This is a genomic window from Winogradskyella ouciana (assembly GCF_009709615.1).
Classification (GTDB): domain Bacteria; phylum Bacteroidota; class Bacteroidia; order Flavobacteriales; family Flavobacteriaceae; genus Winogradskyella; species Winogradskyella ouciana.
The window spans coordinates 360,531-377,942 of the sequence record NZ_WJYA01000004.1 but is presented as its reverse complement, the minus strand read 5'-3'; the positions used below and the strand labels follow the sequence as shown (position 1 = coordinate 377,942).

The 17,412-nt window shown below is 35.3% G+C and carries 12 protein-coding genes; 1 reads left to right on the top strand and 11 read right to left on the bottom strand.

The genetic code is table 11. The features are described 5' to 3' along the window. Positions 1-46: 46 nt before the first annotated feature. From F1003_RS05595 to F1003_RS05575, 5 genes are read right to left on the bottom strand one after another with little or no spacing between them, the layout of a single operon-like run. Positions 47-991, bottom strand: a complete 945-nt coding sequence (locus F1003_RS05595; protein ID WP_155088228.1) for an L-histidine N(alpha)-methyltransferase — start codon at positions 989-991, stop codon at positions 47-49. Then, a complete protein-coding gene (gene egtB / locus F1003_RS05590) occupies positions 992-2,158 on the bottom strand; it encodes an ergothioneine biosynthesis protein EgtB (protein ID WP_273291758.1) in 1,167 nt (388 codons plus the stop codon). Continuing rightward, positions 2,158-3,381: a bifunctional alpha/beta hydrolase/OsmC family protein gene (locus F1003_RS05585; RefSeq protein ID WP_155088227.1), complete on the bottom strand. Its 1,224-nt coding sequence runs from the start codon at positions 3,379-3,381 to the stop codon at positions 2,158-2,160. Before F1003_RS05585 ends, egtB begins: the two co-directional genes overlap by 1 nt. 1 nt (position 3,382) lies before the next feature. After that, on the bottom strand, positions 3,383-3,664 hold the full coding sequence (locus tag F1003_RS05580; protein ID WP_155088226.1) for a DUF427 domain-containing protein: 282 nt from the start codon (positions 3,662-3,664) through the stop codon (positions 3,383-3,385). Positions 3,665-3,687: 23 nt separating this feature from the next. After that, complete coding sequence (locus F1003_RS05575; RefSeq protein ID WP_162306906.1) at positions 3,688-5,250, bottom strand: protein adenylyltransferase SelO; 1,563 nt, start codon at positions 5,248-5,250, stop codon at positions 3,688-3,690. A gap of 174 nt (positions 5,251-5,424) precedes the next feature. Here F1003_RS05575 and F1003_RS05570 point away from each other — a divergent pair, with 174 nt between their 5' ends. Continuing rightward, positions 5,425-6,705: a Pycsar system effector family protein gene (locus F1003_RS05570; RefSeq protein WP_155088225.1), complete on the top strand. Its 1,281-nt coding sequence runs from the start codon at positions 5,425-5,427 to the stop codon at positions 6,703-6,705. Here the strand turns inward: F1003_RS05570 and F1003_RS05565 are convergent. The 6 genes from F1003_RS05565 to F1003_RS05540 form a co-directional block, all read right to left on the bottom strand. Further along, a complete protein-coding gene (locus tag F1003_RS05565) occupies positions 6,695-9,070 on the bottom strand; it encodes a GAF domain-containing protein (protein ID WP_155088620.1) in 2,376 nt (791 codons plus the stop codon). The two genes, F1003_RS05570 and F1003_RS05565, sit on opposite strands and share 11 nt — an antisense overlap. 104 nt (positions 9,071-9,174) lie before the next feature. Continuing rightward, positions 9,175-9,660 (bottom strand): hypothetical protein, encoded by a 486-nt coding sequence (locus F1003_RS05560; protein WP_155088224.1) that lies wholly within the window; start codon positions 9,658-9,660, stop codon positions 9,175-9,177. 13 nt (positions 9,661-9,673) lie between these two features. After that, complete coding sequence (locus F1003_RS05555; RefSeq protein WP_155088223.1) at positions 9,674-11,794, bottom strand: glycoside hydrolase family 97 protein; 2,121 nt, start codon at positions 11,792-11,794, stop codon at positions 9,674-9,676. Positions 11,795-11,798: 4 nt separating this feature from the next. Further along, entirely contained in the window at positions 11,799-13,481 is a 1,683-nt protein-coding gene (locus tag F1003_RS05550; RefSeq protein ID WP_155088222.1) for an alpha-amylase family glycosyl hydrolase, read from the bottom strand. Between the two features lie 3 nt (positions 13,482-13,484). Then, positions 13,485-14,900: an alpha-amylase family glycosyl hydrolase gene (locus tag F1003_RS05545; RefSeq protein ID WP_155088221.1), complete on the bottom strand. Its 1,416-nt coding sequence runs from the start codon at positions 14,898-14,900 to the stop codon at positions 13,485-13,487. A 6-nt stretch (positions 14,901-14,906) separates the two neighbouring features. Continuing rightward, entirely contained in the window at positions 14,907-17,360 is a 2,454-nt protein-coding gene (locus F1003_RS05540) for a TIM-barrel domain-containing protein (protein WP_155088220.1), read from the bottom strand. Positions 17,361-17,412 lie beyond the last annotated feature (52 nt).

Sequence of the window (17,412 nt, the reverse complement as noted above, 5' to 3'; positions counted from 1 at the left end):
AAGACTATAACTTAAGTTTTAACGCAAGTGCTATAGATATTAATCCTTAAGGGAGTTTCTCCCAAAGGCTATCTGCAAAATAATGCTTGCAATCCAAAAAGTTAGATTTTAGTTTAAAGTTGTTTGTTTCTGCTAAGTTACAAATTTCGTCAAGAGCATATTTTTTGGAAAGCTCTGTCCAAATCAACTCATTATAATCAAATTCTACATATTTATTAAGGGCTTTTATATTCACCCTTTGTTTCGTTAAACTAACAATGTAACTTTTAACCTCTCCAGTAATTGGGTTATAATGGCAATAAAAGTCGAAATCATCAATTTTAAAATCGGCATTTAATTCTCTATTGATTCTTAATAGCAAGTTTAGGTTGAACCGTTTGGTTATACCGTGCTTATCATAGTAAGCATTATGAATAGTTATTGGATTCTTTTTTAAGTCAAAACCAATAAGAAGCTTATCTCTCACTTTCATATTATCATTAAAAAGCTTAATAAGTTCATTAGCTTTATCCTGTAAATAATTACCAATATTACCACCTAAAAATAGTAGTAAACTGGGATAATCACTATCCTTATTTGCGCTAAGTATCTCAAAATAATCACCAACCTTAGGCTTAATGTTTATGCCTGGCAAACGCTTTTTCAATCGCTCTGACAGTATATCCATGGCCTCTTGGGAAATATCAATCGGCACATAATTAAAATTCACATTATTATTTACCAGATACTCGAGAAGTTTAAATGTCTTAAAGCCATCTCCTGCTCCCAGCTCAATTATATTGAAAGGAGTTGAAAACTCTAGAGCTTCTAAAATCTGTTTGGATTGCATGGAGAGTATCTCAAACTCAGCATCCGTAAGATAATACTCTGGCATATTCATTATTTCTTGAAATATGCGACTGCCATTATCGTCATAAAAATATTTTGAGGATAGGTACTTGCTTTTGGCTGTTAGCCCAGCGAGCACGTCCTTTGCGAAAGAATTTGTCATTTATTTTGCTAGTCTTATTCCCGAAAACTGCCAACGCAATTCGGCATGAAAAAAGTTTCTATAAGTTGGTCTGCAGTGCTGTGGCGAAGTCGCTACAGAACCACCTCTTAACACCATTTGGTTGACCATAAATTTACCGTTGTATTCACCCAACGCACCATCTGCTTTGGCATAATTTGGGTATGGAAGATAGGCACTATTAGTCCATTCCCACAACTGCCCATGTTTAAAATGTTCTGAAGATACTTCCCATTCAAATTCCGTAGGTAGTCGCATCTGTTTCCATTGCGCATAGGCGAATGCTTCATAAAACGTAATATGATTGACAGGCAATTCGTCTTCAATAGCTTTAAAACCTTGAAGCGTATAATGCATCCATTTACCGTTGACCTTATGCCAATACATTGGAGCTTCAATATTGTGATTCTGAACCCAATCCCAACCTTCTGCGTGCCATAGGTTAAAATCTTTATAGCCTTCAGCCTCGATAAATTCCATATATTCTGAATTGGTTACCAATCGATTTGAAATTTCAAAATCATTCAGATAAACTTTATGTCTTCCCAATTCATTGTCCCAACAAAAATCCTCTCCTTTGTGCCCAATATCATAGAGTCCTTCATCAATTTTTATAAATTCCTGTGATTGATTTTCGGGCTTCAAAGTGATATTATAATCAAGTGTTGGAAATGATGGTTGGTGCCCGAAAATGTATTTTATATCGTAAAACAAAAGCTCTTGATGCTGTTGTTCGTGCTGCAATCCTATTTCAATAACATTCTCAATTTCTGTTGATATATCAGCACTCAAAAATTCTGACATCTGTTCATTGACATAATTTCTATAATCTAGGACTTGCTTTAAAGTAGGACGTGTCATTAATCCGCGATTGGTTCTTAAAACCTTATCTCCAACATTGTTGTAATAACTGTTGAAGTAATAGGCGAATTTTTCGTGAAATACCTCGTAATTTTTTTTATATTCTGAAAGCACAAACTGCTCAAAAAACCATGTGGTATGTGCCAGGTGCCATTTGGGTGGCGAGACAAATTCTACAGGTTGTAGTGAAACGTCTTCGGGTTTTAAAGACTTACAAATTTCTTCTGTTCTATGTCTTATTTCTAAAAATCGAGTTTTAGTAATCGGTTTTTCTAATTCTATCTGCACTATTCTTCTATTATTTGAGTTTCGAAAACAACTTCGCTTGCTATGGTTTTATGCACAGGGCATCTCGAAGCTATTTCTTTTAATCGTTCTTTTTGAGTATCGTCTAAATTGCCCACAAATTTTAGCTTTTTATTAATATGGTCCATATATTTTGGTTTATCAACCTTAACCATTAAATCATCACTATGCTTTCTTGAATGAGAAAGATATACAAAGACTTCCCTGAGATCCCACTTCTTTCTTTCTGCATACATTTTTAAAGTCATGGCTGTACAAGCGGCCAATGCTGCATTAAGATATTCATAAGGTGATGGTCCAAAATCGCTACCTCCAATTCCAGAAGGTTCATCTGCTATAAACGTGTGGTTTTTAGTTTGAATTGAGGTTGTAAAATTATCTTCGATAATGTTTAAATGCCCAACCAATTGCTCACCCTCAGTATCTAGCATTTTGTTTTCAACCTGAGGAAAATAACGACTTGCCCATGTACCAATAATTTCTCCTACATACTGACTATCTTTTTCTTCACTCAGAAGGTGATCGGCATCATCCAAGGTTATAAAGCTTTTGGGATGATGTGCTTTGAGGTACAATTGCTTGGCATTATCTATACCGACTATTTTATCTAATGGTGAATGCATTATTAATAGTGGCTTTCTTAGATTCTTTACAATTACTGGTAAGTCTGTTTTATCAAATTCCTCTACAAAGTCTTTATTAATTATAAATGGTCTTCCACCAATATCAACTTCAACACTTCCTTTGTCTTCAATGTCTTCGATTTGATGCGAAAACAAATGTTTTACATGACCAACCGTAGCAGGTGCACCAATGGTAGCTACCGCTTTTACCGCTTTTAGTTTTGATGCTGCAACCAGTACCGCAGCTCCACCCAAGGAATGACCAACCAATAAACCTGGAGCTTCATAATGCCCTGATATGTAACTATGAACATCGAGTAAATCCTGAACATTTGCCGAGAAATGACTATCTGCAAACTCTCCTTCACTACGACCCAATCCTGTAAAATCGAATCGTATAACGGCAAAACCATCTTGTGTAAGTGATCTGCTCACATGCTTAACAGCATTTAGATTACTACTACAAGTAAAGCAATGGGCAAAAATGGCGTAGTAATTAGGCTTTTGATTTGCTGGCAACTCCATATAGGCATTCAGCGTTAAACCCTTACTGTTTTTTATTTTTAGCTTTGTGCTTTTCATACTATTCGGTTACTTCTACTCCCTTCCAAAAGGCCACCCTGTTCTGAATGTGTTTGGCTTCATCTGAGGGATCTGGATAAAACCATGCTCCATCAATATTCTCTTTACCATCAACATTAATATTGTAGTAGGATGCCGTACCTTTCCAGGGACATACCGATTTGGAATCGCTAGGTGTAAAAAAATCTTCTTTAATGCTGTTATGCGGAAAATAGTGATTGTCTTCCACTACAACGGTATCATTACTTTCTGCTATTACTTTATTGTTCCAGATTGCTTTCATAATTATTTTTTTATCAATTAATTTTATGAGCTACAGGATAACATAGAACAGCCTACCTTATGCCTTGCCCAATCAGGACGTTTTGTAAACCATTTTTTGTTTTTTGGTTGCTCTGCATAAGGCTGTTTTAATAGTTGAAACAAATCATCAATTAAACTGTAGTCTCCATTATTTGCCTTGTCTATAGCCAATTGCGCCATATAATTTCGCAACACATATTTTGGGTTCACTAAGTTCATCTTCTCTTTTCTTCCGTCGTCATCAACCTCTTCCATTTGTAATCTTTGGTCGTAAGCTTTAAACCATCCTTTCCATTGTTTTAATATATCACCCTTAATCTGTTCGGGTTTATAAAATGCTTTTTCAATAGTGCCTAATGCATTTTCAACTTTTCCTTTTTTATAATCGGATAGTAGCCTAAAGAAGATGGTCATATCGGTTTCAGAACTTAATAAACAATCCTCTAAATTGTTAATCAATTTTAGATCATTGTCTTCTTTTTTTTGCAAGCCTAATTTAGATCGCATCATATCCAATGACCTACTTTCAAAATTCGTTTTGTATTGATTTAAAATCTCTTCGAAAGGAGAGGCTTCTTCTACCAAAGGATAAAGTGCATTAGCAAGTTGCAACAAATTCCAAAGTGCAATATTAGGCTGGTTACCGAAGCGATAACGGTTGTTTTGACTGTCGGTAGTGTTTGGCGTCCAACCAAAATCAAAACCCTCTAACCAACCATAAGGACCATAATCTATGGTCAATCCCAAAATTGACATGTTATCTGTGTTCATCACTCCATGAACAAAACCTACACGTTGCCAGTGGATAATCATGTCTAAAGTTCTGTCGGCAACCTCTCCAAAAAACTTTATATAAGTTTCTTTTGAAGGTTTTCCCAGTTCAGGATAAAAATATTTGATGGTATAGTCTGCCAGTATTTTTAGGTTTTTAGTGTCTTGTCTTGAGGCAAATAACTCAAAATTACCAAAGCGGATAAAAGTTGGTGCCACGCGACATACAATAGCTCCTCTTTCGTACTCAGCATTACCATCATAGAGCATATCTCTCAATACATCATCACCTGATGACATTAGACTCAATGCTCTGGTTGTTGGTACACCTAGATGGTGCATGGCTTCACTGCACAGATATTCTCTTATTGATGACCTCAGTACTGCCAACCCATCGCCTTGTCTAGAGTAGGGAGTTTCACCAGCGCCTTTGAGCTGTAAAGCCCACCGTGTTTCGTTATTAACTATCTCAAATAAATTTATGGCTCTACCGTCTCCTAATTGCCCAGCCCAATTCCCAAACTGATGTCCAGCGTAAGCCATAGCATACGGTTTAGTTTTTGGGTAAACTTTTGCTCCTGAAAACACTTCTAAAAACTCTTTTGATTTTAATTCCTCAACTCCTATGCCTAAATTAGACGCCATTTCTTCTGAGGCATGAACTAATTTTGGGTTAGACGGAACCTTTGGTATAACATAAGAATGTGCTGCATTAAATACTTGCCGTCTTGTATTCTCAAGGTTTGAATCTGACGGTAATTCCTTATTAAATGAGTCTTTAATTTTCAGCTGCACAATATGGTGTTTGCTTAAATTTCTAAGCTTTGATTTATTTAAGTAACTAATTTAATCATTTAACAACCTTAATTACTATAAAAATAGATTTAGATTGTAACTCATTTAATAATTTTAAATATTAACTCGTTTATTTTTTTGTAAATTCACATTGTTCAAATAAACTCATTTAGCATGGCAAAATCCCTAGTAGAAAAGACTCAAGAATTTGTATTTAATCTTTTAAAACAAGAGCTGCCAAATTCTTTCTTATACCATAACTATACGCATACTGAACGCGTTTTAAGGAGTACCCGGGAAATCATTGAAAACACTGAAGTATCTGACAAAGAGACTGAAATTCTTGAAATAGCTGCTTTATTACATGATACGGGATACACTAAGAGTGCAGATGAGCATGAAGAAAAAAGTGTTGAAATTGCCACCAAGTTTCTTAAAGAACAGGATGCAGACCAAGACCTCATCGATGGTGTTAATGAGTGCATCATGGAAACAAAATTTAAAGAGCCACCAAAGACCAAGTTAGGCAAAATTATTAGAGATGCTGATGCCTCTCACTTTGGTAAAAAATATTTTGAGGAAGCAAGCGAATTCCTACGTAAAGAATTAGAAATGAGAGGTGTTAAGCACTACTCTTCAACAGAATGGCGTGATGAAAATATTAGAGTACTTGCAAAAAGCCATCAATATTACACAGATTATGCTTTGAAGGAATGGGATCCTAGAAAAGCGAAAAATCTTTCTAAGTTAATGAAGGCGAAAAAGAAACAAAAGCGCAAATACAAGAAAGAAGAGATTAAGGCTAAATACAAAGCGCAGTACAAAAACGAAAGCCCATCTAGAGGTGTTCAGACGTTTTATAGAGTAGCATTACGAAACCATATTAAATTAAGTGATATTGCAGATACAAAAGCCAATATTTTATTATCGGTTAATGCCATTATTATTTCTGTTGTACTTGCCAACCTAATCTCTAAGTTAGATACAAATCCTTATTTAACCTGGCCAACAGTAATATTCACTCTATTCTGTGTAACATCTATGGTTTTATCTATAATAGCAACACGTCCAAATGTAACGAGTGGTGAATTCACAAAGGAAGACGTAAAAAATCAAAAAGTGAATTTGAGTTTTTTTGGGAATTTCCACAAAATGAGCATGGACGATTACGAATGGGCCATTAAAGAAATGTTAGAGGACAAAGATTACATTTATAAAGCACTTACAAAAGATCTCTATTTTTTAGGTGTGGTATTAGAACGTAAATACAGATTGTTACGAATTACCTATACCGTCTTTATGACAGGGATTATTATTTCTCTTATTGCATTTGGTATAGCTGTTAAGAAAAATCCAGGTGTTGATTTAAAGGATGTTTTGCCTGAAACCAATACCAATACCTCAATGATATTTGAAGGTATTAGTAAAAATAAGACTGCAAATTTTAGGATTTAATCGTTTCCATTAAATCATCATAAGTGTAGAAGTTCTTATCATTTTCATTATGGTAAAGAATACTGGTGCGCAATGCCTTAAGGCCTGTTACACCTTGTAAATCTTCAAGTTCTAGGATTTCTAAATCTTTATCTAAAACGTTCTTGGATTGAAGGAATCTTATATATCTAACATACTCTTCTTCATCTTCTTTTTGTGAGTAAACAATAGTGAGTTTGCCTTTTTTTGTGATTCGTTCCTCGGTACCTTTTATAAATGCTTTATCAACACGTTTTTTAACCACTTCGTAACGCGCATTGTACGTACCATCCACATCGAAACGTTTTTCGTCCATTCTAAAACGTATAGACAAAGGTTGGTTAAATACCAATATCATAGAAGCTACATCCAAACCAATTGGGTACTCGTGTTGGTTTTGGTAATATTCATTTTCCATTTCGCACATTACCTGCAATTGCCATAATCTTAAGTTGTAGAGGTAAATCATGTTAAAGCTATCTTGCTTTGTAATGGATTCACCTATATACATATTATGCTCAACACCATCTGTCTTAAAGCGCTCAAAAAAATGTGGATACATTTTCTGAGCTTCAATTTGTTTCTCATCAATCAAAGATGACATATTGGTGTTAATTAGTTTTACCGTATCATCGTAATGTTTTCTGTAAAAATAGATAACTCCTAGGTCTTCATCTATTTTACTAAAATAATCCTCAATATCTGGTCTTAGTGCTTTTTGTGTTTGAGCTATTAGTTTAAAAATAGGTTTTACTTCAGTAGTTAAGAATACAGAAATAGCATGCTCACTATCCACCTTAAAATTCTCTTTTAATTGTGAAAGGAACTCAGTTATTTGAAATTTTATCTGCTCATAAATAGGCAAACTTTGCTCTTCTAAACTTTTCTCTAAAATCTTATCTGCCAAGTTAAGCTGTAGTGACAAGTCCTTTTGTGTCGCTTCGTTTCTAGCATTAGATGAGCCCTTAACATCAATTTGTCCAAATAATGGATAGACATTCTCAAAGGCAATTTTTCTAAAGGTCGGAGACTCGCCTGTATTAAACTCAGTTTTAATATAGTGTCTGGCCTCTTGAACGAATTTCCAGTGCACGCTAGAGTGAATCGATGTACATTCCTTTTGTATGATTGCCTCTATTAAGTTTGCTTCCGCATTTTTAGAACGTTCTACTGCAGATACAATAAAAGGCATAACATCTACCAACTTATTGGCATTTATACTATTTAAAGTCTTTGGTGTTTTAGATACTATTTCTAAAATTCCCATAAGACCATCGTCATTTGCAATAGGAGCAAAAATAGCACTCTTAAATCCTTGGTTATACAATTCCTTAACATGTGGTGCCTTACCTTTAGATTGTTTAAAGATGCGATCCACATCTGATACCGAAAAAAATGCGTTTTCTTTCATTAGTCTATTATAGGACCAATAGCATAAAGCATCAGAACAAGGCTTACTTTCAGACTCATTTAATAAAAAACTATTCATCCCTACACCATATACGCGCTCAAAAGTGTTTTCTACTTCATTATAAATGGAAAAACCCACTTCTAAATTCTTTAAGCCAAATAGTGAACGGAAAATTTCATAGAAGCCCTTCATAAAACTTTCATCCTTCCGTTTATCTTCACCTATCAAAGAAGATTTAATGTTTGAAATGGATTGATCATCAGTAACATCAAAAATATTTGAAATCACAAAACCTTTAAACGTATAACTGTTTGGTGGAAATTTTTCTTTCCAAAGCTCTATATTTTCAAAGTTATCTAACAGTTCCTCATAATCTTTATCTGTTATATTAGGAGCATCTTCATTAGGAACAATTTCAGTAAAGTCTGCATTATACAGTATCTTATAATAGCGTTTTATACCATGTGCATCTGGAATCTCATAAAAAAACGGACGTTTAAAATTAAGGTTATAACCATAGCAAAAGTTTAGAATGATGGTACATGCAATTATATAGGTTTGATCCTCTGGCATGTTTTTCATCTCTAATTCAAAATCTTCACCTGCCGTTTTTAAGATGGATTTAAAACGTTCTGAAGCATTAAATGTAAAATTGTGAAATGGTACCGATGCCGTTTTTATTTCGTTTTTTGTAAGTATAGGACTGAAAGTGTCTTGTAGAATTCCCTCTATTTCCTTTTCTAAATCTACAAATACCGAGAAATCACTAAACCCTTCTCTTAGTATTGGGTTTTCTTCTGCTATTTTGAGTACACGACGTGCATTAGAAGCAATAAAATCGTTATCAGTCTTAATTAATTCTTCGTACTGATTTAATAATTTATTGAAACTAACCTTTAAAACAAAAGGTGATTCTATGTTGTCATTAATGTCCAAACTGTAGTTGTATAAAGTAAGCAAAGTTACAAATATTTAAAATAGTCGTTTAGTTTAAGACTACCTTACAATCAGTTTGTTACAATAAGAAATGTTAAATGGCACTAGAATCCTAGTTGACCGTAGGTCCAATTAGACCCGTCACTTACAAAAACCAATGTTTTTGTAGGGTCTCCTCCATCGTTACCAATATCTGCTGCCATGGTGACTGATTTAACACTCACACGGCTATCTCCAGGAAAAAACTCAACACCATTTCCTTGTCCTGCCACAAACCCAAATGAGTAAATGACGGCATCTACTGAATCTGAAATATTCCGAGCAATATATATCCTGCCAGGAACTGTAGTGGCATCAGGTAGAATAAACTCAATGTTTCCAGATGTAGGAGATAAATTTAAATAAATACCATCATCAATTGGAGTGGCTGAACCACCAGGTCCTCCGTTATAACCTACAACTTTTAAAGATAAATTTCCATTAATATCTAGTGTACTCTTTGGGTCTTGTGTATTAATCCCAACACCATCTACTTGAGCATTCAAGCAAAACGTAAATATTAAACATATGAGGGTTACTATATTTTTCATAGGGATTAAAAAATTAGTTGTTTTTCTTTTTCAAACTTATGGCAAAGCCACCTCCTTCGGCGAGTTTAATTGATAGCTTATTACCTTTTGTCTGTTCCATTTTTTCTATTTCTATATCCAATGGGTTATCGTTCCAATGGGCTTCTTTGCCATCTTTATAGATTGTAGCGTCGTACGTTTGGTCTTCATCCAGAAAATCGAAAGTCAACTCATGAGTTATTGAATTTTCATCCGTTATACCTCCAACAAACCAGTTACCTGTTTGACGTTCTTTTCTTGCAATAGTCACATAATCTCCAACTTTACCGTTTAGCACTTTAGTTTCCTCCCAATCTACACCAACATCTCTGATAAACTGCAAAGGTTCTGGGTTAGCTTCGTAATGTTCCACTAAATCTGCTGCCATTTGCACAGGGCTATAAATAACTACATATAAAGCTAGTTGCTGGGCAATTGTAGTATTGACCTGATTATCTTTTTTGAACTCATCAAATTTTATATTGAATATACCAGGCGTAAAATCTATTGGGCCAGACAACATTCTGGTAAAGGCCACTATTGGCAAATGCTCTGGTGGATTGCCACCATCTTCTGCCCAAGCGTTAAACTCCTGACCTCGCAAACCTTCTCTCGAAATTATATTAGGATAGGTTCTTCGCAGTCCTGTGGCTTTAATCGGTTCGTGTGCATTAACGGCAACTTCGTATTTAGCGGCTTTTATGGCTGCGTTGTTATAATGATTAACCATATACTGTCCGTGATGGTATTCGCCTTTTGGTAGAATCTTACCTACATAACCCGATTTAACGGCATGCATACCATATTTCTGCATTAAGGCGTACGCTGTGTCTTGCTGTTTTTCATAGGTTTCAGTAGCTGCAGAAGTTTCATGGTGCATTATAATTTCTACACCTTTTTCCTTGGCATAACGAGTTACTTCATCAATATCATAATCTGGATATGGTGTTACAAAATCGAAAACACCTTCTCTGTCCTCAAAGCCAATCCAATGTTCCCAACCTGTATTCCAGCCTTCGACCAAAACACCTCTAATATTGTTTTTTGCTGAAAAATCAATAAAACGTTTTACATTTTCTGTTGTTGCTCCATGTGTTCCGTTAGATTTCCCTGGGTCTGTCCACGTATTCATATCTTGAGTCATTCCATAATCCCAAGAGGACTTACCCAAGTGCATTTCCCACCAAACGCCAGTATATTTCATGGGCTTAAACCATGACACATCTCCAAGTTTGTTGGGTTCATTTAAATTGACAATGAGTTTAGACTCAATTAAATCTGGTGCATTATCTGTAATTTGAAGGGTTCGCCAAGGTGTATGAAATGGCAAACTTCTTTTTACCTTATAATCTGTATTTTCAGAACCTACTAGATTACTCTTTAGGTTAAGGTTTTCAGTATCGACCTTTAAAGTCATTCCAGAATAATCTACTAATGCCGCTTCATGAAAACTTAAGTGCGTATTATCATCACCAACCATGGTTACTGGTGTATTTACAGCATTTTCTGGAATATAGGTTTGTGCCAAATTCACATGACCTACATATTTCAAAGCATCGATTTCTGATAACTTTGTGGTGCTATACAAATGCTCATAGATATCCCAATCACCAGGAATCCAAAAGGTATTGTAGTCTTTTGTGAGGTTGAATTCTGTATGCTCATCTTTAATTAATGCTTCTGTCCATCCTTCTTGCTCTGGGAATTCGTATCTAAAACCAATGCCATCATCGTAAACTCTAAAAACGATGTTTAATTTTCGTTTTGGTTCTGAAGTTTCCTGTAGTTCTACTTTTAATTCATTATAATGATTAACCACATCGACTTGTTCTCCCCAAGGCATTTGCCAGGTTTCGTTGAAGGAATTTGTGGCTGTAGTTATAATTTTTAAATCATCTTTTAAAGCTTCAGCATTTGTAAATTCGAAACCCAAATACGAAGTATCTACAACCGTTTTATTGTTGAACATCACCTGATAGAAAGGCTCTCCTTCAGCATTTAGATTAAAACTTACCTTAAGATTAGATTGTGGTGATTCCACATCTAGAATCATACTGTCATTCTTACAAGAAAATGAGAGCATTATAATTAAAACAACAAGAAATTTACATTTCATAATTTTACTTTTTCTCTAGCAATACCATATTATATTCTGAACTAACAACAGCTTTGCCATCAGTCACTGTAATATCTTGACCTGAATATGCATCATGCAGTTTATCTCCTTCTTCAAACACCTTAGAGACATCTAATACTTTTTGTCCTTTTTTAAGATCCATACCAATTACAACAAAGTCGTTAAAATGGTCTGTGGACAAACTTCTATAAAATACATACGGAGATTCTGTTATCATTTGATGTAAACCAGCACCTACTGCAGGATGGTTCGCTCTAAACTGCCCTAATTTTTGCCAATGTTCCAAGACTTCTTTCGTTCTTGGCTGCTTGGCTATGGAATCCCAATTCATAAATGAACGCAATGTTGCATCTCCTACCGTGCCTTCCACAATTAATGATCTTGCCGACTCGTCTCCATAATACACTTGTGAAGTTCCTGGTGATAACAATAATTTATTAGCAGTTTCATAGGGCTTTTGTCTTGAGGCATCAAAAGGACTTCCGTCATCATGTGAACTTAGATAGTTCATAGTCCCAAAGTTCTCTAACTCGTTATTCAACACCTCTGAATAGCGTTTAAAAAGAGGTTCGTAATCCATTTCTTTAGAATTCCATTTGAATTCAAAATTGATAAGACTATGAAAGCTTTCAGGTTCAAAATAATTTACTTTTTTGTCACCAAAATCAAACATTTGACCTCCACTGATACCATAGTTATAAACTTCCCCAACCAAATAGAAGTTATTGTCATCCAACACCTTATCTGGATTATTCTTTTTATACTCATTAAAGGCATAGTCACACTCTTTTCTGAACTCTTGCCACACGTGTTCTTCGGTATGTTTTACGGTATCTACTCTATACCCGTCAACACCGAATTCTGTGATGTAATCTGTTAGCCATTTCATGATGTAAAAACGTGGTGCTCTGGGATGTCCTGTACGCTCAAAAAAAGCGTCGAGTTCTTTTATTTCTTGCTCATAACGTCCTTCTGCTTTCCATTTTTCAACCAATTGAGGTGGTAACTCTACATCCTCGTTACTTTCGGTTTTTATATCTGGTAAATTGGCGACCAATGTACAGGTCACTGTATTTTCATAATTATCATATTTGCATTGTGGGTCAGTCCTTACCCACTCATCTGGCCAAACTGGATCTTTTTCCGTTACTGGTCCTGTGTGATTTATCACGGCATCTAAAACAATACGAATGCCTTTGGCATGCGCCTGTTTTACTAACTCTTGTAAATCTTCCTTAGTACCATAGTTAGGGTCTATTTTAGTCCAGTCTTTTGCCCAATAGCCATGAAAACCGTAGGTCACTCCTGTGCCTTCATCTGTACCTCCGTGAATTTGCTCTACGATTGGTGTCATCCAAATAGCATTGATTCCTAAATCTGTGAAATAACCTTCTTTTACTTTTTGGGTTATACCTTTAATGTCCCCACCTTCGAAGCCACGAAGTTTACCTGTTTCTTTAGTTCTACCAAAGTTGACATCATTGGATGTGTCTCCATTATTAAAACGGTCGGTTAGTAAAAAATAAAGATTGGCACCTTCCCATACAAATGGTAAATCTTGCTGTAAGCTTTCTTTTTCCACTGCTATAGCGACATCCGAATCCGTATTATTTTTACAATTAAGAAACGTTAGTGCGATTAATAAAACCCAAATTGTTTTCTGCATAGTTTATTTTATTAAAATCTTGTATTCCCAAGGGCCCATGGTAAAAGCATCTCCCTTCAATTCAATTTTTTCATTCACCATATAATCTAAATACATACCTCCAGGTACAGCTATTTTATTTGCTTCATCAGAAAAATTACCAATGAATAAAATAGTTTCATCATTTTTAGAACGCTCAAACATTAGTATATCTTTTTCAGAATCTAATTGTTTATAAGATGCTGCATTTTTACCACCATGTAATGCTGGGTTTGTATTTTTAAGATTACCTAATTTTTTCAGTAGATCCCAGCTCTCTCCTTTTGTTTTAGGAATGGAATCCTTTTCAAAAAACTTTAATCTATGATCCATATCATATTCTTGACCTGAATAAATCAACGGCATACCTTTTAAAGTAAAGCTCAATGCAGTCATCAGCTCAGAGGCGTCTCCCATGCGTTCTTTTATAGTACCGTTCCATGAGTTTTCATCGTGGTTGGTTACAAAATTCATTAAGATATCATCGTCATCATAGTCTTTTGAAATCTTTTGAATATAGGCTTCGTAATCTTCTAAATTCTTTTCGCCTTTAGCCAATCCATTAAGTAGATGATGACCATCCCAAGCATAGGCCATATCAAATAAATTACCATCCAATAATTCTGGTTCCCAGGCTTCAGCCAACATAAAAATATCTTTCTTTTCTCTTAATTGAGGTACGGCTTGTTGCCAAAAATCAAGAGGTACAGAACCGGCTACATCGCATCTAAATCCATCAACTCCTTCTTCGGTGATCCAGTAAGACATGTCTTCAATCATTTCTTTTCGCATATCTTGGTTGTCGTAGTTTAAATCTGCGACATCTGTCCAATCTGTTCCTTTGGGATGAATGACTTCACCGTCTTCGTTTTGTGTGTAGTATTCTGGATTTGTTTTTAACCACTCATGATCCCAACCTGTATGATTTGGCACCCAATCCAATATGACATAAATGCCATTATCGTGAGCCGTTTTAACCAATTCTCTAAAATCTTCCTTGGTACCAAATTCTGGATTAATCTCAGTAAAATCAGTTACAGCATAATAGCTCCCCAAATATTTTGAGCGCTCTTCTTCTGGAAATTCTGAAGCAAACTTGCTATCTGGTCCTCCTGTGGCTTTACGTTTTGTTTCTGAAATAGGAAATACTGGCATTAACCAAATAATTTTCACCCCTAATTCCCTTAGCTGAGGAATATCTTTTGTGAATTCATCAAAAGTGCCTTCTGGTGAATATTGACGAATATTAGCTTCATAAATCACGGCTGTTTCCATATCTGAAGCGGAAATTGGTGTAAATTCCTCTTTAGTAGTTTCCTCTACTTTGATGTCTTCTTTTTTCTCTGATTTACACGCTCCAAATACTAATAGCATACAGATTATTAATGCAAAGTTTTTCATCTTGTTTTATTTTTTAAGTTTTATTTTTATTTCTTTTTTGGTTGTCGCTTCCCAGTTAATAGGGATAGTTAAGGTTTTTGTTTCTGAATTCCATTTTACCTCAACTTTTTTACCATCAACCTTAATATATTTTGGTTCTCTTTGAATATTGTGTACTATAAGATCGATTGTTTTGTCATTTGAATTTAAAGTTTCGTCAAATTCGATACTTTTTTCAAACTCGAATTCAAATTTTAGATTTGATCCCTTATATATAGATTCAAATTTCATTAATTCATAATTTGAATTACCACTCCACAATGGATTAATTTCTGAACCATTATCGTTATAAACTTTACGTTCATTTTCAGGTGAATTCTTATCGAAATAATAGTGAAGCTCTAGACGATTACCTTCATACTCAGATGTTGATTGCACCACTTTGGTTAATGGTATAAAAGCTCCTGCCCTAACATAAGTTGGGATATAGGCTGGATGTGTTTTAACCATTTTGGTTTGTCCGCCTTCAATGAGTTCATCAGTTTCTATATTAAACCAGTTTGACGTTTTCGGAAAATAAACCTCTTGTTGTGTTTTACCAGCTTCTAAAACTGGTGCTACTAGAATATCATTTCCCCACAAATAGGTTTTTGAATAGCTAAATAATTTAGTGTTATTAGGTTCTTCAAAAAATAAAGGTCGCATTAATGGTTTGCCATATAAATGATTTTCGTACATCAAATTATAATTATACGGCAACATGCGATAACGCATTTGAATCGCGAACTTCGCTAATCGTTTTGCTTTTTCACTTCTAAATATAGGTTCGCTAGGCACATCTTCTTGTGCATGTGGTCTAAAAATGGGATTGAACACTCCGTATTGCAACCATCTCACATACAATTCATCATCGAGGTTTGCACCTGCAAAGCCACCTAAATCGGAATGCATATAAGCCAGACCTTGCATTCCCATTTGTAAGGCAATTTCGGGCTGACTTTGTAATCCTCCCCAAGTTCTGTTGACGTCACCAGACCATGGCACCATGCCGTAACGCTGGCTACCGGAATAACCTGCTCGCATTAAGATGAATGGTCTTTTATTTGGGTTGGCTTCTAGACTGGCTTCATACACTAATTTTGCCCAATCGTGCCCGTAAATATTATGGACTTCTGAAGCCGTACCTGCATGGTGCTGTACCCAATTAGGATGCACTTCGGGTTCTCCTAAATCTCCCCAAAATCCGTTGACACCCATGTTAGCCAATTCCTTGTAAATATTTTTAAACCATTGCTCTCCTTTTGGGTTATAAATATCTATGATTCCTGTATTACCGAAATAGAAGTCGTATTTGGCTGGGTTTCCAATAGAGTCTTTAGCTAAAATATCTTCTTCAACAGCTTCGTCCCAACGGTTAGAAGTGGTTAATACAAAAGGCTCTGTGATAAGGATCGTTTCGACGTTTTTAGATTGTAAATTCTTAATCATCTCTTTTGGATTTGGAAATGAATCCCTTAAAAACTCAAGATTTCCCATGGTTCCTTTTATGTCTTTACCAAACCAGTACAAATCCAAAATAATGGCATCAACAGGAATCTCTTCTTCCCTAAATTTATCAATCGTCATCTCAACTTCTTCTTGGGAATGATAGCCAAATCTGCTTGAAAAATTACCCAAAGCCCAACGTGGTAGCATAGGTTGCTTACCCGTTAAATTGGTATAGTTTCTCATGATATCATACCATGAATCCCCAACAATGACTTGATAGGTTTTGCGACCAGAAACAGTTTCGTAAGTTAAGGTATTATCACCTTCACTATCTAAATCTAAATAGCCAATTGGTGCGTTGTCAAAATGAATCATGTACTTATTCGAAGACAATACAATTGGCATGGTGTAGTTCATCAATTGAGATTCGGTTTCGTAACCGTAATGTGCTCTATTGAATAACGGTAAACGATGTCCTCTACGATTCATACCCAAGGCTCTGGCGCCTCCGCCATAAAGTACTTCATCTTTTGTGAGGTTGAATTCTATTTTTTCAGTAGAATCGGCAACAATATTGCCTTTTACAATATCCATTGGTTGGTGTGCACTTTTGTAGTAGCCTCGTTTTTCGGATGTGATGAGTTGGTCCTTGTAGTAATATGATATTTGGAATGGGCTTTTTGTGATAACTACATATAAACCGTTACGCGCTTTTATCAAAACGTCTTTAGCTCTTTCTGTAATATCAATTGTTGAACTTTTCGGTTTTGCCACAACGGCATGCGATTCTGTGATTAATTCTTCACCGTTGGGCACAAATGTTGTCTCAACAGTGTTTGACGCATACGGGTTAATGATGTAATAACCGTCATTCACCTCAACCTTTACATATAACCCTTCAATTTGAGCGCTTTTAAAAATACGCTCAGCATTCTGCGCAGTGATTGAAACTGTAAAAAGTATAAACGCTATGTATAGTATGCTTTGCTTCATAGTAAATTTTAAAGACCTCACAGATTTAAACCTTTCCATGAGGTCTTAGGTT